A 20,541-nucleotide genomic window follows, 5' to 3' on the forward strand; every position below is an offset into this window, starting at 1 on the left:
TAGCTATCTGTCTCGCCCATCACTGCTTCTTAAATATTAGACCTGAATCCTTACATTTTAGGTAAGGATATACCTCTATTTAGTGATTTGTATCAACTAACAACTCAAGGTGTTGAAATTTGTAATAGATATATGCAAAAATTATCTATTCCTCCGATAGAGCTAAAACTAGAAGGGCTAAACTTTTAGAATGAGAATTAGTTTAACAAAACAGTTATTTTAGCGAAATTATAACTAAAGTATCTGTTTGAGTTCGCTCTACAAAAATGATAGATTTATATTTAAATATTTTTATACAAAAAATACTACCTATCCTAATTTAGTATCACTCCCCCAATGGGGGATTTTTTAGGGCAATGAGCGAAAAATACCGCCATGAACACGCCCAATTATAGTGCCTTACTGCAAAGCTTTTGGACACCACCTCGTACACCCATTACAGAAAATTCCAACTCAAATAACCATCCTACTGAACCAACAGATATTGCTGAATTTATAGGTGAAGATTTACTCTGGCAACAGACTATCCCTGCCAAAGAACCTAATCTGAAGAATATCCCTAATGACCTACCAAATAAATTAATTCAAGCACTTCAATCATTAGGAATCACCCAACTTTACTCTCACCAACTTCAAGCCTTACAAGCAATTAGACAAGGTAAAAGTTTAATCCTCACCTCTCCCACAGCCAGTGGCAAAACTCTCAGCACATACCCCGCCATTCTGGAAGGTTGTATAAATCAAGAACATCGAGCATTAGCATTTTATGGACTACGAGCATTGGCGCTAGACCAGTTTCACAAAATCTCTGAACTACTCTCTACCATACCAACACAATCCAGACCAGTACTGGCAATGATCACTGGAGATGTCAAATCAGAAAAACGAGAACAAATCCTGAAGAGCGAACCGCATATTTTAGCTGTCACACCAGAATTAATCCATTTTCAACTCAAGCAGCCTGGAAATCCGCGCATTGGGCAAACTTTTATCAGCGATTGCGCTATGTGCTGATTGATGAAGCTCATACCCTTTCAGGCAGCTATGGCGCAAATATGTCCTGGCTGATTCGTCGCATTAAACTAGCAGTAGATCATTACGGTGGTGACTCCAAGAAACTGCAATTTATCTTCCTGAGTGCCACTTGTGGTAATCCTAAACAACTGGCTCTGAAAATCTCCGGCTTAAAACCAACTAAACTCAACCCCAAACCCCTAATTTGGATTCGCAAAAGTGGAGCAGCTTCACCATCTAGACAAATAATTATCACTCAGCCCAGTTACAATCTGACTGGTGATACCGCTCGAATAATTCAATTTTTACTCAATCAAGGTAAATCAGGTATCGCCTTTTGTAACTCCCGTCGCAGCGTGCGGGAACTAACAGAATTACTCAAATCAAACCAAGTAGCCGCATTCTACAGTGGTATTACCTCTGAGCGTCGGGCAGAAGTAGTTGACCAACTCCAGTCTGGCACGATTAAGTGGATTATTGCCACAGAAGCATTAGAAGCTGGAATTGACCTACCAGAGTTAGAATGTTGCATTTTGCGTGGCTGGCCTGGTTCCAAAATGGCATACCAGCAACGCAGTGGCCGCGCCGGACGTTCTCAGTCTGGACTAACAGTGCTGCTTCCCAATGCTCTCAATCCCATTGACTGCTATGTAGCAGAACATCCAGAAATGCTGGTATCGCCAGAAGCTGAGGAAGTATTCTTTAATGACGAATATCCCATCTTTGCTGCTAAACATTTGATGTGTGCAGCCGCAGAAACTGGTATTCCTACTAATAAAATAAAGTACTACTTTGGCACAGCAGCTTACGAGGTAGCAAAACTCCTGTTAGCCCAAGGGCATCTAAATAAAGGTCGTCATGGACTGTGGGCAAAGGGTTATCCCCATAAAGATGTTAACTTTCGGGGTGGCTTATCCCAAACTACCATCAAGCTAGTAGATGCAGAATCTGGGGAAGAACTAGAGGAAATATCAGAGGATATTGCTCACCGGGAAGTCCATCCCCAAGCCATCTACAAACGACAAGATGCCAATGGACGAATGTTGACTTATCAGTGCATCTCCCTTGACTTGAACAGCAAACAAGCAATTTTAAAACAGACAGCAGATAGCCCACTTTTTACAGTTGCAGTTACAGAATCAGAAACCAGTAGCCTAACAGTTCTGACAGATCCGGTAAAGTTACCATTGCTGTTTTCTCAAGTCAGTGAAGTTGATGACTGTCAGGAATATTTAACCCTGGAACTTAGTTTTGGTGAAGTTAAGCACATTACCAGTGGTTACAGTTTAATGACCCAAATCTATGAGCAGACTTGTTTGAACAAGCGGTGTCTTAACTACAAAGAGCCGCTACCTAAAGAACATCGTTGTCGGCTTTGTAGCAAACTCACACGCAAAGCTGTAATTGTGAAAACCCTGTCAGAAGAAAAGTTTGAGCAGCCTTTCCGTACTCAATTTTCAGCACCAATGGTCAAAGTAGCGATTAACTCAAGTGCGTGAGAATACCTCCAGCACAATGCCTTGGAAACTAGAACCAATTTAACCCGCAGTGGAGAACCGATTCCACCAGGCTATCAACAGTTGTGGGATTATTCCAGTACCTTGATTGCTATCCACAGCTTTGGGCATCAAATTATGAGAGCGTTACAGCTGGTGGCTAGAGTTGACTCTAAACAGGTGAATTTTACAGTAGTGAAGGAGTTAGGGGAAAGTAACAATTACACAGGCTATTTCTATGATACCAGTGATGGCGGTAATGGTGCGGCTGAAGCTGTGTTTAAGCATCTGCCAAAACTTGCTAGTGCTGCTAGAGCGATCGCACAGGATTGTAATTGTGATACTGGCTGTGCCAAGTGTCTAATTCAACATGGTTGCCCTGATGGTAACACTGCTTTATTGAAGCAAATGAGTTTAGTGTTGTTAAATGCGATCGCCTCCGACGCGGCGTAGCCCATCGCTACAACTGATGTTTGACAAGAGTATCGTCGTAGACATCGCTCAAATTCCAGATTTTATTGTCCCAGATACTCAATTACTGCCTCCAAGTCTGCAATTGCCCGATTAAATCGATTGAGCATTGCTTCTGCTACTTCTGGTTGGGCGTTGACAGTCGGTAGTTTTTCCGTCACCACACTTTTGAGTGCTTCTAGCCACAGTAACAAATTTGTATGTCGAGCTGCTGTCAACAATCCCATATTGGTGAGAACAGACAAATGAAACCCAAGTTGGTCTTGTCCACCATAGCCGAGATATCCGTTACTCAGTTCTAGTTTTTCTGGAGTAAATTCAAAATACTGGTCAGAGGTAATACCAGCTCCTTCGAGTTTGGGTTGTGGTAATGGAGGTTGGGATTGAGTCATTATCAGTTAGGATTGTTGTACAGCAGGTAATTTTGACATTTGCAAAACACTGTCTGACCAAATACCAAGTTCTTGAATAATCTGGTTTTTAGCTTCTGTGTTATTCCAGGCTTGTTCCCAGTTAAACAGCCAGCGTGTGAGAAACCTTCCTAAGTTTGCTAACTCAAAAGCATTGTCAATATCTATATCTGGGGCTATCCACTCAAGAAAATACATAGTCTCTCTAATCAGGCTTCTGACCACATCCTCATGCGTAGAGTCACTGAAAAGTTGACTTATCCGTACTAAATTAGTCGCCAATTTTCCCAATCTAACAGGGATACTATCTTGCACAAAGGTTTCTTGCTCATAAGTTAAGCCATTATTCATCCCAGAAACTCCATATTGAGATTCTCAGGTCTTCAGACACTATTATCATAAATACATTTCACTTGTGTAATCAATATGAAAACCAAACAACTAAGATTTAGACTCTCAGATAAAAGGTTTTCAATGTTGCAATTTCATGCAGCGCAGATAGGCAAAATATCTAACAAGTTATTCAAAACTTGTTGGATATTTTGCCAGTAGCTGCAATACTTTGTATATCTGTATTTAAGCATAATTAATCGAAGTAATTAATTTGCAGCTTACCGCTGCATGGGAGAGATGTTATATTCTCTCCACCATGCCAGTAATTAATCTTGCCGATATTCAACAAATTACTAAAACACAGCAACAACTCCTATTCCCCAGTCAAAAATATCATCCAAATCGCTCTGCCTTTGACTCTATAGTTGCAGATAACTTTTCTTTGGTGATGAGACAACTGTTTTTAGGACTGACTGTAGAACCTTTATTAAATGCCTATCCTCAAATTGCTCAGTGGGTTTCTCAAGTACAGGAACTTGCACCGGAAATTTTTCAATCTCGGAAAAAGTTATTAGTCGATAATCCAGTTATTGCACCTCTTGTAATTAATGACGACAAGCACTTTATTCAAGTATTAACAAATATAGCATTTAAACAAGGTATTCCCAGGCTTTATGAATGGGCTATACGCCATCCACACTTAAGCTGGCAAGACCGGGTAAAGTTATGGACTACGGTTAGACAATACTCAGTTACTCCTAACCAAATACAACTCGTAGTTTTAGCATTACATCCTGTTCAACCAGCCCAAAGATTAGATGTACGCTGGAATAAAAAGGATCAGATGCAGACTGAAAAATGGTTAATTAAACTACTGACTCAATCTCAAGATAACAAATCACAATCAAATACAGCTATTCCTGAGTTATTGTCAATGGTCAATTTAGAAGCTATTCCAGAAGTCAAGATTTAACAGTTATCAGTTATCAGTAAACAGTTATCAGTTAAAATCATTGGGTTTAAGTCCCCCACTATATCGGCGAAAACAAACAAGCTGAAAACTAATCACTATGAGCCGATTAGTGGTAGGCGTTAGTGGTGGGTATAAAACCTACGCTGATACGCCTGATAACTGATAACTGTTGACTGTTCACTGTTTTAAGAGGCTAATGCCTCTGCCATTGGCAAATGCTTGTTACAGATAACACCAATGGTACTCAAATCAACTTTTGAACATGGATGGCTATTATCAAAACTACTGAAATTAGATGATGAATATCAAGGTAGGTGGGAGCAATGGCGATGGACAATGGAAACTGGAGAACTGCCTAAAGAAATACCACAAACTGAGTTTTTAGACTTAGGACATCCTCAAGTTTTACAGATGCTCTCAAGCTGTCTGCAATCTATTTCTACAGGTGGATGTGGCAGTCCTTCCAGATTTATTCCCTATTTCACTGACTGGTTACTTTATGCTCTAGGGCATCCCAGCATTGCTAAATTGCCTCATGAGCCAGAGGGATGTAACAGTGCGAGTAATCGTCTTATTCAAGAACTGGAACTGAAGCTTTTGATTTCTTGTCCCTTCGATTACTTCGGTCATTTGTTGGCTGCTAATCGTTACGGACAATCAAGAACTAAATTCTATCCTACTCCTACTTGGACAGCCAGGACAATGGCTATTGCAGCAGTTGACAGTTCTGCTGCAATAGCACCATTTCATATATATGAACCAGCACTTGGTACAGGAAGATTAGCATTGGAAATGTCCAATTATGCCATCAGTTTGACAGGCTGGGAGTGGGATTCACTACTAATAAAAATAGCAAGTTTAAACTTCATGCTTTACGCTCCCTACTTTGCATTGCCTATTCCTAGTTTGGGTGGAGATTTAGTCATCGGAGACACCCTGACTGGTAAGGGTATTTCTTTTATCCGACCAAATTTAAAGTATGAAACTCCCGCATCAACACCTAAACCGAAGCTAAATAATAGTTTGCTGATTAATGGTATCAAATATGAAAAGACCACAGTAGAAAATATGTTGCAAGGAAGTTTATTTTGATGAAAATTAAAATTACTGAATGGCAACAACTATTTCAAAATTGTGTCAGTAATCCTCCTCTGCCAATTTCCTTGCCTACTGTAGCACTTACCAATTCTCCCTATTGCAAAATTAATCTCACTTCCGATTCAGAACTAGCCCGATTTTATATGGCTTATAAATGGATGAAACACGGAAATGGAAGCTACGTAATTACATCCAAGTTGAAAACCCAAGCAGAACAAGAGTGCTTATTTGTAGAACAGTGTTTAAATCAATTGCAACCTGGTGAAATAGTCTGTATTTTGGTGTCTAATGGAATTCTTTCTTCATCTAACCATGCACACTTTCGCCGATGGCTATTAGAAGACATGGCTTTGCTAATTGCTTCCATTCAGTTACCTACAGAGAACTTTCAGGTAGAATGTGGATTGGGAATTATCACCAGCTTTTTGATTCTTCAGCGCAAAGGTGGAGATTTACCAGTACCAGAAGACTACTCAATTTTTATGGCAGTTGCAGATAAAATTGGTTTTGATAGTCGAGGTCGTCGTCTCTTTCGTCTAATTACAAATGGGCAACAAACCCAAGAAATTGATAGTGATTTACCGCTAATTATGGAAAATTTTAAAAAGTTTATGACAGAAGTTTGGCAAAATCATATTGGACTAAAATAATTTAGGACTTATATCAAGCCGGGTACGTAGCAGGCCCTCCTTAAGCATGAAAGAAGGCACTTCCCCTGCTTCCCTCTGCGGTATTAATGATAAGTCTTTCACCAAACATGATATTACAGAGGAATTACAGGAGTGCCTCGCTCCGCGAGGAGCTTTGCTAACAATATTTTGTCAAAATTTACTGCAATCCTGGTGTTTGATAAACTCGTTTAGTAAAATTTTCTAAAACATCAGGTTCGCTGCTACTAGACTCATGTGCAGGTGCTACATCTTCTTCTGGTAATGGCAACATCTGCGCTGCTGACTCAATCCGTTCATGTAATGCTTGTGTTAGCGTTTTAATATCAGGAATTGTCACCTGACTTGACAAAGCAGGTTTAACTTGTGTGTCCCAAAGAGCCTCACTATCATGCGCTCGTTTTTCATCGGCTTTGGACACGGGAATAATTAAAGGATAAGAAATAGAAGCTTGTCCCTCTGAACTGTAACCAGGACTGGTAATTACGCACTTACCTTGAGGAAATTTCAAAATTTCGTCAGCACTGATTACAGGCATTTTTTGCAAATTCTCACTCCAGCTAATTGAACGGCTCATTTGTCCGCCAAGCGATCGCCCTGTGGTACGATTTTTAATCAGGACTTCCTTCTCACCGTAGCGTTTGGAGTAATCCTCAGCCGTTTTGTAGTTACCAGGATTGAACAAAACATGGGTACTACAAGCTGAAGCGATCGCACTTCCCATCTTATCCCCATAAATATCGTAAAGTTGCTCTAAACTTTGGATACCCAGAATAAAGCAGGCACCATTGGAACGATATTCATTAATCCACTGTGGCAGTCGGTCTAGCTTAATTGATGGTAATTCATCCAAAGAAATAATCAACGGGTCTTTGCGGGGACGGCTTAAATTACCGACAATCATCAAGTGCATTGCAGCCGCCAGCAGAGGCCCAACCACACTGCGACGTTCATCATCTAGCTTGAACACCACCATCTCTCTACCTTCAAGCTTAGTGGGAATATCCGATTTCCCCATAAATGCCCTCAGCAAATCAGCTTGGATAAAAGATGAGAAAGTACCTGCTGCTGTGGTCAAAATCCCCGAAATAGTCTTCTCTGCATCCTTGGCACTCAAAAATTGAATAAATGAAGTTGCGACCCATTCATCCAACCTTTTTGACTGTACCGCATGATCAAGACGTTGCACCAGTTTCGGCAACCGCAGCACCGCATAAAGCATCGCCATATCTGGGTAAGGAGAACCCTTAACTAACTGTAAAAGTGCTTTAGCTAACAAGTCCCCGGCTTTAACAAAGAACTCATCACTTTTACCACCACTGGAAGCATTGCGGTTAATCACTTGTCCAATTTCTCCTGCCATTACCCCATCGCGTTCATCACGCATATAATCTAAAGGATTAATCACACCGCTAAAGGATTCACCGGGGGCAAATACTCGTACTTTATAGCCATAACGGGCTGCTAAGGGTGCATGAAGTCTTAGTTGGTCGCCCTTCTTGTCGTAAAGTAAAATCGGAAAACCTTGCTGCATAGCACTTTCTAACATCCGGTCTATGGTTGAGTAGGTTTTACCAGACCCAGGCGCACCTATTACCAGTGTTCCCCTTTCGGCATTGGGAAACCAAACTGTAGGTGCAGCACCAAGTATAGTTTGTATGTTAGCCAGCAACCCCCGCCACTTGCCTTTTACCCAATAGCAAGGAGTACCAGACCACAGGGTAACTTTATTGTGTTTATGCTCCTTGATTTGCTTGAGTGCTAGGTTAGTTGCTGCTAGTTTCTCGCTGATACCGGAGACTTTACCAGTAGTGATTTTTCCCTTACCAGTACCACTGATTTGCAACAACAGTAAAACGAAGAGCATTCCACCTACCATCATCCAACCTTGGGGGTTGTTATACTGTTGAAACAACTTGCCAAAGTCAATGCTAGCCAGAGGTGTTTGAAAGGATGACACTTCAATTAATGTCGAGTTAGCGGCGATCTGGTTGTCTGGTAGATTTTTCTGGTAAATGTTCATAACAGTTAAGTAGGCATTTAGCAGAAATTTTAGCTACCAAGTGAAAACTAAAGTATTGACCTTCTGGACATTTTTTTCGAGGTGTTAGAAACTCTATTTCTAGAAAAGTCTCAGATACATAACAGCTTTATGAGTGGTTGCTGTTAAACCTGGCCAATAAATCCTCACGGGAGAGATTCGATAACTGCAACAGTAAAGAAGCATACTCTTGTGAAGGTAGCTCTAGAATAGGCTGAATAATTGTGGCTAATTGTTCATCCAGCGTACCAAATCGAACTGTTAGTAAATTTTCCACAACCATACGTTGCCCTTGCTTTTGAGCCTCTTGCTCCCACTGCACATATAATGGTGATAATTTCATGATTAACCTCCTGTCATCCTCATCTATATTTTTGCTAGTCTGTAAATTAGCATTCAAGTTAGTCACCAACCTTAGCGCAATTGAACGTAAAGAATTACTACGGGGTAGTTTTTGTAATTCATCAATTGCCTGTTCTTGCACCCTTCCCCTACCTAAAAGCCTTAACCAGAGTGTTTCTTCTGTGCGTGGTAACTGGTGAATTGCTACAATCGCCGTTCTGAGATGGTCTGCTAAAAAATAAACTCCAGAACCCCAATTCTCTTCATCCAGTATCCCCCGAAAGCCACGAATAATCGATTCAGACACTGTAGGAGTAATAATCCACAGTTTTGGTAACTTTTCCTCTAGCAACCGCTCCTGATTCCGGTTCGCTTCTCGCTGTAACTCGCCTCGTAACTCCAGTAACTTCAAAATACAGTTACAAATTTCTGTCACCGTAGCAGGATTGCGAAACGGTTCAAATAAGGCAGGAGTTGCAGCAAATAGTCCCAATAATCCCAATGGTAGCGCATCTGCTCTAGTTGGGAGGACGGGTGCAAACCAAACATCAATCTGTCGCACTTCTCCTTTTACTTCACGGGGTGCTTTTACCTCTCCTAGAGGCTTCAACAACTCCTCTAAAAATTCTTTTGCAAATTGGTCATAGGGAAATCTAGTCATTTATAATACACACATTTCGCCCAGAAATTTAGACACTAATTTGTTATTGTTTAAACTGTCCTTGTTGCATCCATATATTGTCTTAGTATACTATTTTGGAGAGTATTAGCTTACAGTATTTTATAAGTCTGCAAAGAATAAAATTCAGAAAGACTCTGCGTTTCTCTGCATTTAAAACTGCTACGATTTTATGCAAAGCGATTAACTAAATTTTGAGGCTAACGCCTCATACCTTGGACAATCATATTTATGCAGTCCAATGGTGAAATCAAAAGTTACAAACAACTCTAAACACACTCATCAATCTACCAGTAAAACTGCTGCTGCCAAACCTAAAACTACCAAAGCCAGAGCAACTGAAACTGATGATTATGACTTTGAAGAAACAGAATTTGAAATAGACCCAGAACTCTTCAATAATAATTATAACCAAGTTCGCAAACCGATTCTTCCCTATGGTATTGTCGTTAACGATAAACCTGCTGGACTTTTGATTCCAGAAGACCAGTTAGAAAAAGCTGGTTGGATTGAAATACCTGGAGAAGATGATCTAACTACTGTCACTTTGACTGAAGATGTTACCGGACTATTAATTACTGAAGGTCGGTTACTGGTTTTAGCTTTTGCACCAGAATATATCCGCTATAAATCAGATGTTGAAGAAGTAGGTGGTTCATTTGTTGGGCTTTATGACGATTACAGGCATAGTCTTGATAAGAAAACAATGGATGTGTGTTCTGAACACGCAATCATGTTTCTTGATGACAAGAATCAACCATTACATACTACTCCTGTTGTTGTCCGGTTCAAAAATGTAGCTCTTTGGAGTTTTAAATCAGTACGTGAAGAGTTTTACCGTTCATTAGAAAAAATCTTTGCTGATTATTTTCAAGTGCCATTTAGTGGTAAAAGTGATAAATGGCGGAGTTTAGGTGTGCTAGAAATTGAGTTTAGAGCAATTAAAGAAGGTGAAGGTAAGAATAAACATAACTGTTGCAAAACTGTAGCCTACACTAAACCCACAGTTGAAAATTTTCCGCAACTGTATTTAGGTAAAACCACAGCTAAAGCCCTAATTTGGCAACAGCATGATGCGATCGCTGGTTTTAATGAACCTCAATCCCTACCTGCTTTGCCAGGAGAATCGGTGTCTGTAGACGTGGAAGTATTGCCACCAAACAAGAATAGGAACAAAACTCAAAGCGTCCGTAAATCCAAACCAGCGACCAAGCCACCTCGCAAAATTCAACTTATTGACGATGACGACTTCCTCGATGAAACCGACGATTTGGAAGCTGAGTTAGACGATGATGATTTTGAGGAGGAAGACGATGAACTAGATGATGAGGAATAGTCCAATGGGCGCATCTATGAATTGGGGGAGTACAAGCGTTTTGATAAGCCTCAACAGCATTAGCTTAATGAAACGCTGCACTAAATTGGTGTAACGGCTCTTGATTGCGCTAGAAATTGGTGTAGCACGGGCGAGGTGTTTGCACTTCGCCAAACAATTGCCAACTTGACATAGAGCGTTTGGTCTTCGAGCGGTTTGTAGACGACCCCTGCTCGTTGCAAATTCTGGAGTGAAGCTGGGACAAGCGCAACCCCTAATTCCGCTGCCACTAAGCTGACAATAGTTTGCATCTGAGTCGCTTCCTGAGTTACTTGAGGAATAAATCCTGCTTGTTGACACAAACGGATAATCTGATCGTAAAAGCCGCTTCCTAGATGACGTGGAGATAAAATGAAAGACTCCTCGGCAAGTGATGCTAATGACAGTTGTGTTTGAGTCGCAAGTGGGTGTGCTTCTGGCAATACAGCGACGAACGATTCTTGTAAAACCGTTTCCACGCTGAGTTCGTCATCGTTGATGGGCGGACAAATAAAGCCAAGCTGAATGCGATCGTCATGCAGTGCTTCAATTTGCTCGCTCGTGGTCATTTCATGCAGCATCAAACGGACATCAGGAAACTGACGGCGAAATGACCGCACGGCAGCAGGCAGCAGGCTACACGTGGCAGATCCAACAAATCCAATCGCTAAACGACCCACTTCACCTCGAAAAGCACGTTGGGCTACCTCAATCGCTTGCTCAGATTGCACTAGAATTTGTCGTGCCTGCTGTAAGAAGGCAAGTCCTGCTTCAGTAAGTCGGACTGTTCGCTTTGTCCGATACAGCAACTCGACACCGAGTTCTTGTTCGAGTTGACGGATTTGTTGACTCAGTGGCGGTTGAGCGATTTGTAGTCGTTGCGCGGCGCGACCAAAATGAAGTTCCTCAGCTACAGTCACGAAGTAACGCAAGTGTCGAAGTTCCATTGTCAATTAATACGTTTTAAGTCTTAGTCTAAGACAAAAATCATATTGGACATATTTATTCAGGCTGCTTAATGTGGAAAGTAAGTTACAGAATTGCAGTTGCGCCGATCCTCGCATCTCATCGTTTTTGTATTGGAGAAAACAAATGAACTCAGACAAAAATCGTGTCGCTCCTAAAGTTTGGTTGATTACAGGATGTTCAACAGGGTTCGGACGGGCCCTAGCAGAAGCGGTGTTGAAGAAGGGCGACTTCCTGCTAGCTACTGCTCGCCAACCAGAGCAACTTCGCGCTTTGATTGAACACTATCCAGAAACCGCAAAGGCTGTACGTTTGGATGTAACATCGTCTCAAGACATACAAGCAGCAGTTGATACCGCGATCGCTACATTTGGTCGAATTGATGTGCTGGTCAACAATGCTGGACATGGACTCATTGCCGCACTCGAAGAAGTCAGTGATGTTGATATTCACCGATTTTTTGAAACCAACTTCTTTGGGGCGCTCCGTCTGATGCGAACGGTCTTGCCTGTGATGCGTCAGCAAGGCAGCGGTCACATTGTCAATATGTCATCCACAGCAGGATTAGTGGGATTTGGTGGAAGCAGCCTCTACTGTGGCGCTAAATTTGCTCTGGAAGGTACGTCTGAAGCCCTGGCTAAGGAGGTTGAATCCTTTGGAGTTAAGGTCACTTTAATTGAACCTGGGGCATTTCGCACAGATTTTAACGGACGCTCTCTGGCAGCAGCAGAACAATCCATTGATGCCTATGCGACCGTGAGCGGTGCTTCATTGCAGTGGTTCAAACAGATGGATGGTAAGCAACCTGGCAATCCACTTAAAGCGGCGCAAGCCATCATTCAAGCTGTGGAAAGTCCTCATCCACCGATGCGACTGGCATTAGGCACCGATGCTATGAGCCTGATTCAGGAAAAACTGTCAGGGGTCAAAACGGATTTGGATGCTTGGCAGCAGGTGACTGTAAGTACGGATTATGTAGATAGTAACAGTGAGGTAATAGTTGGGTAGCTAACATTGAGCTAGATACCGATTTAATGGGAATTTTCTAGAGGTTTTAGATGAAAATACCCTGCCGTAGCTAAGATGACTATGGCAGAGTTTTATTCTAGATTTCGAGTTATCAACTTTAGGAATTTTTACTATTAGTGAAAAGCTGACTATCAGCAAGTTGATAGCCAGTGCCATTGAAACAAAAATTCAATTGGCGTAGCTGCTCTTGCTCGGTTTGCAGTACCTTAATGCACGGTAATGCCTGACCTCGGTTCTCTCCCACTGACAACAAATGCTTATCTGGTGGCAGATTGGGATTCAAGTAACTCAAGAATACCTGAGTAATTGGTTTGTCCTTTCTGAGCCAGTAACCAGTATACAGACATCCCAAAGCACCACAGACATCAGGCGTATTCAAGTTGAAAACTGCGAATCTACCGTCTTTTCCTTCCACACTCCAAGCCAGTATATTTTTAGCAGATACTTTGGAATTTAACTCTGTATTTTCTACAATCACCTGTTCAATTACTGAAGCAGGCACAACATTAGCAGCTTTGTTCCAAGTAACGGTTGCCGCATTTAAGCTACAGCCCCCTAAGCTCATGAGAATCGACAGCAACAAAAAGATGCCCAAACCAATGCGAAACCAATGAATCCAGTAGCGTACCCTCATAGAAGGTGCTGGTAATTGATATGCAGTTGTCTTCAGTGGTTGAGACTGAGTAGAGGAGGCGGAGGAAGAATAAACTCCCTTTCCTTCCCCTGTTTGCCCAAAGTGTATTTTTGAATTGGTATCAGTATCAAGTATTTCTTTTATCTCATGGGGTGAAGTAATAAAAGTTTTAGATAAATCTGCCATACTCTACCTCCCATTTTCAGTATTTTTAGCAGTGCTGATGTAGCTAGAATTTACATTAGGAGAACAGGTCAGCGTTCCATTATCGCTATTACTGTTGCGATAACTAGCTAAAGCGGTTTTGCCGTAATCTTTGAGACTGAGACGACCGAGGGCATCTGAGCCATTTCCATCAACTTTGCTGTAATCACCACCAAAATGCTTTTGAGCCACTCGTTCAATTAGACGTTCGCCCGTAAATGGCTGTCCTGTAGCGGGATCGATTTGCTCTTGTGTCACTTGAATTTTGTTAGCCATATCAGCCATAAATGCCCTATCTTGGTCAGCTGGAGGAAAAAACTCAAATAGTTCAGCCTCTGTTGGTTGATGCCCTTGCTCCACTTGACTGAGAAACTCTTTACCTCCAGGCTTGGCAGCAATTAACTGCACTGCATAGGGGTTATAACTCATGAACTGGTAGCGACCGAGAGCGCGACCACAATTTAAACCCCCATCCGCACAGGTATGTATGCCAACTGCTTTGTAATCCCCACTACCAGCGCTCTCAATTTCCGCGATTGCATTTGAGAGCGATCGCAAATCAATACCAGAGAATGATTGATCTGTTATCGACCGACTACCATTACTAAACGTGCATGGATTAATCTTCTCTCTTACTCCAGTACGGTTGGTAGTGCTAGCTTTAGGCTCTCTTGTCGCTCCAGTTGGTAAAGACGCGGTATTTGTCCTCTGTTCGTTCAAATTGCCTACAAATATCAGGGAGTTAACCTTGTAGCTGAAAAAAGGAACAGGCCCGATAAAATAAGGTGTACAACCCATTCGCCAAGCACAGAACCGAAAGAACAAAGCCGTATCTACCGTATCAGTGGTTTCATCCGGCTCCATTACCACCACCTTAAAAGCTTTACCAAACGGTAGCCGTCCTGTTGGTTCCCGACCGTTATTCACTGCTTTGAGGATACCCCGCCCGCCCTCGACTTCTTGGTATTTACCGGAAATCCACTGTTTACCTTCCAACTTACTGTGATCGCTACGACCTGTATTCTCCAAATCATCCAATTCTAAATAAGCGCAGTCTCTTACAGTACAAGGCACAGAAAACCCTTGCACATCTGAACCAGAAATCGTATTGTTACGGCGGTTTTCTGTTGGCCCATAAACTACATCAATCCGCATTACCAAGCTACCAATTTCAGTGATGGGATTAGGCATTAATCCTAAAGGTACTTGTCCCAAACCAGGAATATCCGAAACATTGCTATTCATCCAACCTGTAAATTGTTGTAGCTGTACTGCATCTAAGTTAGGAATTGAAGAAATAGAAAACTCTGACAAGTTGATTTGTCCCAGCTTCATTTGCCCAACTTCATACTGTGTTAGTACCTGAGCTAGTGTTAAATTAGATGCGGCAACTCCCTGAGATTTTAGTAAAGTTGCAACAGGTGTAATATTGTTTACTTGTGTCTTAGCCAATTCTGGAACAACCTGAGCTAAATGGCTCAATGTCTGCTCCCCAATCAGAGGAAATTCACTCAAGGCAATTTTGTTTAAATCTATACTGTTAATGTCTGTGTTCGCCTCTGGTACTGTGCGTAGAGCGATCGCCTGGATCGCCTGCAAAGAAAACTCCTCTGCTTGTAATGCTTCACTGATATCTCCTAACTTCAAATATTGGTCAGGAGTCATACCCACATTCCAAGTGCGACTCAGGTCATAACCTAGTGTCTGGCTGTAGGGACTGCCATCAATTGCACCAGATTGACTGATACCTGGTAGCTGGGCCAGAGAAATACGGCTCCAGTCTGGGAGCAAAACTTTAGTAGCAGGTAGTCGAGACTGAGGATTTGCAACTTCTACAATTCGAGTCGGTAAATTGCCATCACCAATTGTGTTGATTGTACCTTGTGCAGCGATACTATAAATAATATAAGTAATGACAACCAGAAGAGATATCCATGCTTTTGGTATCTTCATAATTTCAGGTTTAAAAATGACAGCAACTACACCCCGATAAGCAAAGTAATTTATTGAATGAGAACCCAATTAATTGTTGCTTATGGGGTATAGGAAGAGAGTGAAAATATGACTTATAACTCTAGCTCCGGGAATGCTGAATGTTGACTTTTATTAGACTTGTAACCTGAGCCAGAGGCATATCCTGGTAATTGAGGATTGGGATTAGCAGCCGATTCAGTGTAAGGTGTATCCCCAAGATTGATATCAAAAATATTCTCTTGATAACCATCCCTAAATTGGTCTGCTTGCAAGGGATTACTACTATCTCCAGAACTTAATTGCTCAACACCGTAACCTTCAGATTGATAGCCACTGCCAGACTGATAATTACTACTGTCGTCAGTATCAAGATTTTGGTTAATTGTAGGTTCGTTATTCATTGGCATTACCTAAAAAAGCTGTATCAATGCCAGCATAAAAAGATTTATCTAGTATCAGCATTCACCTATTGGACATTAATTTTTTAGCCGATTGGCTATTTTGGGTGATGCGCTCATATCGAGATGAAAAATGGAGCAAATGAATTTAATTTCACCAGAAATAATGGCAGAAATTAGTAATGCTAATAGTACCAAACTGCCAGATAACACCCGAAAAATGCTGCAAATTCTGGCAAGTTTAAATACACCAAAAGAATTATTAGCAAGTCTTTTAGAAATAGCTGAATTTTCCCTACACCATGTTCGCTACCTTGCAGGGCCATTGGTAATTCATCGCAGTCCTTGGAGTGATACGATTCCCCAATGGTTAAAGTTTGCTTGTATTCAGGATCGATTGGAACTTATCTTCACTGAATACGAACAGGATCAGGTTGGTGTTTCCAGCACAGCCACAGAAGTTCTTATCTACATGATGCCTGCAACTTACGAAGCACCTCTGCATAGGGACTACGCTGACCTTTATCTTTGGGTAGGTAATGAAGTTTTAACCAAATACGATAAATTACCAAAGGGTTGCAAGAGTTTTTATGAATTTATAGATGATGGTGATACGAGCAATGCCAGCAATAATCGTATCATTCATTTTAATCAGGTAAAAAATGAATTCAACTATCTTAGCAGGTCAATTCGACGCAGCATAGTTAAACACGCAGCACAAGAGGGATGGGGTAAGCGTAATGTCAATGCCTTGCCTAACTTAGACTCAATCAAAAGCACTCCAACTCCTAAACCTTCATCAAATTCAACTGTGCAAATTAGCTTGTTCTAAATTTTCCAGAAATCCTCAGTCTTAGGACTAACGCACTGTACAAATAGACTTTTGTGTGTATTAACAGTCTGAACGGGGTAATATGCAATTACGGGCGTCTGTTTAATCGCTTAGATATTGAAAGTTATCGGGCGATCGCCAAACGTTTAGTAACCGTGTATCTATTTTTTAAGTATCACGGCTCAACTTGTTGAATATATTGGATTGCGACTACTAGCGCATCGAGCATGACCTGATAACTAGCATCAGTGGAGCGTTCGAGTGTCATCAATCCAGCTTGTTCAATCGCGATAAATCCAGTAATCGCTCCGTTAACCATTCGCATTGCGTCAATTAATTTTGTTTCGTTGAGATTGTAAGGTTGCAGCACCCGTTTGAGGAATCTGAAGACTTCTTGAATCAGCGGTGCTGTTTCTAGGTCATTTAGATTGTGAAACAACAGGACTTGACCCTCTAACTGATTCTATTAGACTGATTCAAATAGCTGCACCAAAGCATCCAGTAGTGCTAATTGATTTACCAGCTATTCCCAAAAGCGATCGCCAACTGCTCAAAAAACTGCTTTGTAACTCTGCTGTCAAAATTGCTCATAATGCCAAGTTCGACTGGCAATTTCTCACACTCGCAGGACTTCAACCCTCCGGTCAATTCTTTGATACCCAACTTGCTTATAAAGTTCTAACCGCAGGGTTAAAAACAAGCTCATCCTTACAAAATATAGCTAAAAAGCTACTACACCTTCAACTAGATAAAACTCAACAAATCAGCGATTGGTGTAAACCTCTTACCAAGGTTCAATTGCACTATGCTGCCGTAGATGCTGCCATATTACTTGACCTTTACCCAATTCTCCTCAACAAGTTAAAGCAGGCAAAGTTACTCAAAATTGCCCGACTGGAATTTCAGTGTATGCCTGTTGTAGCTCAAATGGAACTTAACGGAATGCTATTTGACTTGTCTCGATGGCAGATACTAGGTGCAAAACTAGAAGCTGAAAAAACAGATGCTTTAAACCAACTCAAGCAACTCCGTATTGCTAGTTCTCAGATGTCATTGCTGCCAGAACTAACAGATGCAGTAAACCCGAATTCACCTCAGCAAGTTTTGGCTGCTCTACAAGCTATTGGTATTAAAATCAACTCAACTAATCAAAGTAAATTGGTTTCTTTAGCTGGACAGTATCCCATAATTCAAGCATTGCTTTCTTACCGCCGTCTATCTAAAATTATCGGCACTTTTACCGAGAAACTACCCCAGCATATCCACCCTAAAACTGGGAGAATTCATCCCAACTATTATCAATTAGGAGCAAAATCCGGTAGATTTTCTTGCCGCAAACCACCTCTACAAAATATTCCCCGTGATGAAGCAGCTCGTAGCTGCTTTATTGCTGCCCCTGGCTATAAAATTATCAAAGCCGATTACTCCCAAATAGAACTACGAATTATGGCTCGGCTTAGTGGTGATACAAAGATGTGCCAAGTCTATCGCCAGGGGGCTGACTTACATCGATTAACAGCATCTCTAGTAACTGGAAAATATATCAATGAAGTGACTGAAGAAGACCGCAGACTAGCAAAAGCAATAAACTTTGGATTAATTTTCGGTATGGGCGCTGCCAAACTCCAAATTTACGCCCAAGTAAAATATGGGGTGGCAATGACATTAGAACAAGCAAAAGCTTTCAGAAAACGATTCTTTGAAGCTTATCCTGGAATAGCTAGGTGGCATGAAAACATCAAAGGTAAATACATACAAGGCATTAAGGAAAGTCGTACACTAGCAAACAGACGACGGAGATGGGTAAACAAGCCCCGACTATCAGAGCTATTTAACCATCCAGTACAAGGTTTAAATGCCGACATCAACAAATTAGCTATGGTAAAACTTTCAAATCCATTAGCTAAATTCAGAACAAAACTCATCTGTGTAAGACATGATGAAATTGTACTGGAATGTCCAGAGACTGAAGTTGACCAAGTTAGCCATATATTACACAATTGTATGGTTGCTGCTGCCCAAAAGTTTCTCAGCCCTATTCCAGTTGTTATAGATATTAAAACATCAAATAGCTGGTGAACTATCCCAACTTGCCGAGTCCGACTGAAGTTGGATTTGCAATCAAACTATTCTGAGAAGATTAGTCAAAAACTCAATTTCCCTCCTCAAGTATAGCTCGTGCAAAATGTGGTTAGAGGGCGTTTCGTTTTTGATCCGAAGCACTATCCCCGCCCTATCTCAATACCGTTTAGTTAAGGACATTTATCTGTTGGGGCGGGCTGTTCTTGAGCAGGGGGAGAAAAAAGGCTTAACCCAAGCGTATTACACCCTATCCACTATTTCTGGCTATTCCTGAATCGGTATTCTAGCCATTATAAATAACGGAACTATTTTAACTATATCTGCTTACGCAGATTTAGAGTGAATCAAGAGTTTAAAACCCGCTTAATTGGGTTTTATTGGTGTGTCTATAAACTCTGTGACTAACAAATACCTGATGTAAAAAATGAGTTTTAATATTTATATATTTGAGGTGCATTAATGTCTAATCCCCGGATTTTAGGGGCAAGAGAAATTCATCTAATTTCACTCTACAGTCACTGGGAATTTGGTATGAAACCAGAAGAATTTTATGCCAAATGGGATGTGAGTTATGAACAAATTGCCTTAATATGCTGTCGTTCTGATTCTACGGTCAGAGGTTGGTTTAAGCAAGGTAAGTTTAGACGCTATCCTCAGCCTAATGATTTACGACATTTGGCATTCATGGACTTTTTACTGGAACATTTTGAAGAAGTTCCCGAGCAAATTTGGCAATTGCTATGTCTGACTCATTCGCCTTGATCTCAATAACATTTCTATTCTACATATAGCAATCTGGTTTGATTACTGAAAGGTTTTTAAAACAAAAACTTTGTCCTGCAAGGTTTTCAGACTCAGTACACAATATTTAATTCCAGTCGGAACGCTATATATCTGTCCAATAAATCTAATGCACGCATAATTCTAATTGTCAATATCAATTTGACCTGTCTTTGAGTATACCTCCTCGTTTAAGGTAAAATTTGGCGATTTAAAAGCACATAGCAAGCATGGTTATTTTACAGAATTTTTAAGGGGTAGAATATGACTTATTCTGAGCAATTAAAACCGTGGTGTATTGTCCGTGATATTCCCAATCAAGAAAATATTGTTGTGAAAAGATTCCGCCGACGTGATGATGCTGTTGCTTATCTACAAGTGTTGAGGCAGTCAGGCAGAGATATTGCTTTTAAAATCATTTTTCAGGCTCAAAACGTCAATATGCCACAGGAAAATGAAGCTTTGAACCGTTCATTTTGAGAAGATTTGAAAATAATAAAAATACTAACTTACCGGCTGATATAATCCCGTATTTTCGTTAAATTCCCACCCCATACCCGATTTATCCTTGCCCTTGCACCATGCCACAAAAAGCGGTGGGTGCAGCTTATTTCGTTGCTCGCGTATAGTTTCTATATTTACACCAAGTCTTGAAGCTAAACCTTCTTCGGTTAATGGTTGAATTCGTGGAGTTTGCCCTTTGAAGGATGAATTGTTGTACTTGGGCGATCTACAGGTGCTAATTTGGCGCTGCGATTTTCTT

The 20,541-nt window shown here is 41.1% G+C and carries 21 protein-coding genes; 12 read left to right on the top strand and 9 right to left on the bottom strand.

Annotated features, from left to right (window positions below):
- Positions 1-375: 375 nt before the first annotated feature.
- The 3 genes from RMY16_RS15995 to RMY16_RS16005 are packed head-to-tail and all read left to right on the top strand — an operon-like array spanning position 376 to position 2,963.
- Positions 376-1,014, top strand: coding sequence for a DEAD/DEAH box helicase (locus RMY16_RS15995; RefSeq protein WP_322737230.1), 639 nt, complete (start codon positions 376-378; stop codon positions 1,012-1,014).
- Positions 1,008-2,513, top strand: a complete 1,506-nt coding sequence (locus tag RMY16_RS16000) for a helicase-related protein (RefSeq protein WP_322737231.1) — start codon at positions 1,008-1,010, stop codon at positions 2,511-2,513. Before RMY16_RS15995 ends, RMY16_RS16000 begins: the two co-directional genes overlap by 7 nt.
- A gap of 21 nt (positions 2,514-2,534) precedes the next feature.
- A complete protein-coding gene (locus tag RMY16_RS16005) occupies positions 2,535-2,963 on the top strand; it encodes a DUF1998 domain-containing protein (RefSeq protein ID WP_322737232.1) in 429 nt (142 codons plus the stop codon).
- Positions 2,964-3,025: 62 nt separating this feature from the next.
- Here RMY16_RS16005 and RMY16_RS16010 read toward each other — a convergent pair whose 3' ends face one another.
- Both RMY16_RS16010 and RMY16_RS16015 read right to left on the bottom strand, forming a co-directional pair.
- Positions 3,026-3,373, bottom strand: coding sequence for a hypothetical protein (locus RMY16_RS16010; RefSeq protein ID WP_322737233.1), 348 nt, complete (start codon positions 3,371-3,373; stop codon positions 3,026-3,028).
- 6 nt (positions 3,374-3,379) lie between these two features.
- Complete coding sequence (locus tag RMY16_RS16015) at positions 3,380-3,742, bottom strand: hypothetical protein (RefSeq protein ID WP_322737234.1); 363 nt, start codon at positions 3,740-3,742, stop codon at positions 3,380-3,382.
- Positions 3,743-4,040: 298 nt separating this feature from the next.
- On the opposite strand from RMY16_RS16015, the gene RMY16_RS16020 reads away from it, so the two are divergent.
- The 3 genes from RMY16_RS16020 (at position 4,041) to RMY16_RS16030 (ending at position 6,445) form a co-directional block, all read left to right on the top strand.
- Positions 4,041-4,697, top strand: coding sequence for a hypothetical protein (locus RMY16_RS16020; protein ID WP_322737235.1), 657 nt, complete (start codon positions 4,041-4,043; stop codon positions 4,695-4,697).
- Between the two features lie 237 nt (positions 4,698-4,934).
- Positions 4,935-5,789, top strand: a complete 855-nt coding sequence (locus RMY16_RS16025) for a hypothetical protein (protein WP_322737236.1) — start codon at positions 4,935-4,937, stop codon at positions 5,787-5,789.
- On the top strand, positions 5,789-6,445 hold the full coding sequence (locus RMY16_RS16030) for a type I restriction endonuclease subunit M (protein WP_322737237.1): 657 nt from the start codon (positions 5,789-5,791) through the stop codon (positions 6,443-6,445). The genes RMY16_RS16025 and RMY16_RS16030 overlap by 1 nt, the downstream gene beginning before the upstream one ends.
- 178 nt (positions 6,446-6,623) lie before the next feature.
- Here the strand turns inward: RMY16_RS16030 and RMY16_RS16035 are convergent, their stop codons facing one another.
- Both RMY16_RS16035 and RMY16_RS16040 read right to left on the bottom strand, forming a co-directional pair.
- Positions 6,624-8,486 carry a type IV secretory system conjugative DNA transfer family protein gene (locus tag RMY16_RS16035; protein ID WP_322737238.1) on the bottom strand — a complete coding sequence of 621 codons (1,863 nt, stop codon included), beginning with the start codon at positions 8,484-8,486 and terminating at the stop codon, positions 6,624-6,626.
- Between the two features lie 127 nt (positions 8,487-8,613).
- On the bottom strand, positions 8,614-9,507 hold the full coding sequence (locus RMY16_RS16040; RefSeq protein WP_322737239.1) for a hypothetical protein: 894 nt from the start codon (positions 9,505-9,507) through the stop codon (positions 8,614-8,616).
- A 259-nt stretch (positions 9,508-9,766) separates the two neighbouring features.
- Here RMY16_RS16040 and RMY16_RS16045 point away from each other — a divergent pair, with 259 nt between their 5' ends.
- A complete protein-coding gene (locus RMY16_RS16045) occupies positions 9,767-10,861 on the top strand; it encodes a DUF5895 domain-containing protein (protein ID WP_322737240.1) in 1,095 nt (364 codons plus the stop codon).
- Between the two features lie 80 nt (positions 10,862-10,941).
- Here the strand turns inward: RMY16_RS16045 and RMY16_RS16050 are convergent, their stop codons facing one another.
- Complete coding sequence (locus tag RMY16_RS16050; protein ID WP_322737241.1) at positions 10,942-11,826, bottom strand: LysR family transcriptional regulator; 885 nt, start codon at positions 11,824-11,826, stop codon at positions 10,942-10,944.
- A 145-nt stretch (positions 11,827-11,971) separates the two neighbouring features.
- On the opposite strand from RMY16_RS16050, the gene RMY16_RS16055 reads away from it, so the two are divergent.
- Positions 11,972-12,853 (top strand): oxidoreductase, encoded by an 882-nt coding sequence (locus tag RMY16_RS16055; RefSeq protein ID WP_322737242.1) that lies wholly within the window; start codon positions 11,972-11,974, stop codon positions 12,851-12,853.
- A gap of 118 nt (positions 12,854-12,971) precedes the next feature.
- Here the strand turns inward: RMY16_RS16055 and RMY16_RS16060 are convergent, their stop codons facing one another.
- The 3 genes from RMY16_RS16060 to RMY16_RS16070 all read right to left on the bottom strand — a co-directional run bounded on the left by RMY16_RS16060 (position 12,972) and on the right by RMY16_RS16070 (position 16,087).
- Positions 12,972-13,694 carry a hypothetical protein gene (locus RMY16_RS16060; protein ID WP_322737243.1) on the bottom strand — a complete coding sequence of 241 codons (723 nt, stop codon included), beginning with the start codon at positions 13,692-13,694 and terminating at the stop codon, positions 12,972-12,974.
- A gap of 3 nt (positions 13,695-13,697) precedes the next feature.
- Positions 13,698-15,665: a M23 family peptidase gene (locus tag RMY16_RS16065; protein WP_322737244.1), complete on the bottom strand. Its 1,968-nt coding sequence runs from the start codon at positions 15,663-15,665 to the stop codon at positions 13,698-13,700.
- 113 nt (positions 15,666-15,778) lie between these two features.
- Entirely contained in the window at positions 15,779-16,087 is a 309-nt protein-coding gene (locus RMY16_RS16070; protein WP_322737245.1) for a hypothetical protein, read from the bottom strand.
- Positions 16,088-16,226: 139 nt separating this feature from the next.
- Here RMY16_RS16070 and RMY16_RS16075 point away from each other — a divergent pair, with 139 nt between their 5' ends.
- Positions 16,227-16,916, top strand: a complete 690-nt coding sequence (locus tag RMY16_RS16075; protein WP_322737246.1) for a hypothetical protein — start codon at positions 16,227-16,229, stop codon at positions 16,914-16,916.
- Positions 16,917-17,091: 175 nt separating this feature from the next.
- Here RMY16_RS16075 and RMY16_RS16080 read toward each other — a convergent pair whose 3' ends face one another.
- The gene (locus tag RMY16_RS16080) at positions 17,092-17,355 is read right to left on the bottom strand and encodes a TetR-like C-terminal domain-containing protein (protein ID WP_322737247.1); all 264 of its coding nucleotides are present in this window, start codon (positions 17,353-17,355) and stop codon (positions 17,092-17,094) included.
- Between RMY16_RS16080 and RMY16_RS16085 the strand changes: the two genes are divergently transcribed.
- The 3 genes from RMY16_RS16085 to RMY16_RS16095 all read left to right on the top strand — a co-directional run bounded on the left by RMY16_RS16085 (position 17,322) and on the right by RMY16_RS16095 (position 20,258).
- Positions 17,322-18,995 carry a bifunctional 3'-5' exonuclease/DNA polymerase gene (locus RMY16_RS16085; protein ID WP_322737248.1) on the top strand — a complete coding sequence of 558 codons (1,674 nt, stop codon included), beginning with the start codon at positions 17,322-17,324 and terminating at the stop codon, positions 18,993-18,995. The two genes, RMY16_RS16080 and RMY16_RS16085, sit on opposite strands and share 34 nt — an antisense overlap.
- A gap of 462 nt (positions 18,996-19,457) precedes the next feature.
- Entirely contained in the window at positions 19,458-19,760 is a 303-nt protein-coding gene (locus RMY16_RS16090; RefSeq protein ID WP_094345574.1) for a hypothetical protein, read from the top strand.
- A 282-nt stretch (positions 19,761-20,042) separates the two neighbouring features.
- Positions 20,043-20,258 carry a hypothetical protein gene (locus tag RMY16_RS16095; protein ID WP_322737249.1) on the top strand — a complete coding sequence of 72 codons (216 nt, stop codon included), beginning with the start codon at positions 20,043-20,045 and terminating at the stop codon, positions 20,256-20,258.
- The last annotated feature ends 283 nt before the right edge of the window (positions 20,259-20,541 follow it).

This window comes from Nostoc sp. DedQUE12b (assembly GCF_034530835.1).
Lineage (GTDB): Bacteria > Cyanobacteriota > Cyanobacteriia > Cyanobacteriales > Nostocaceae > Nostoc.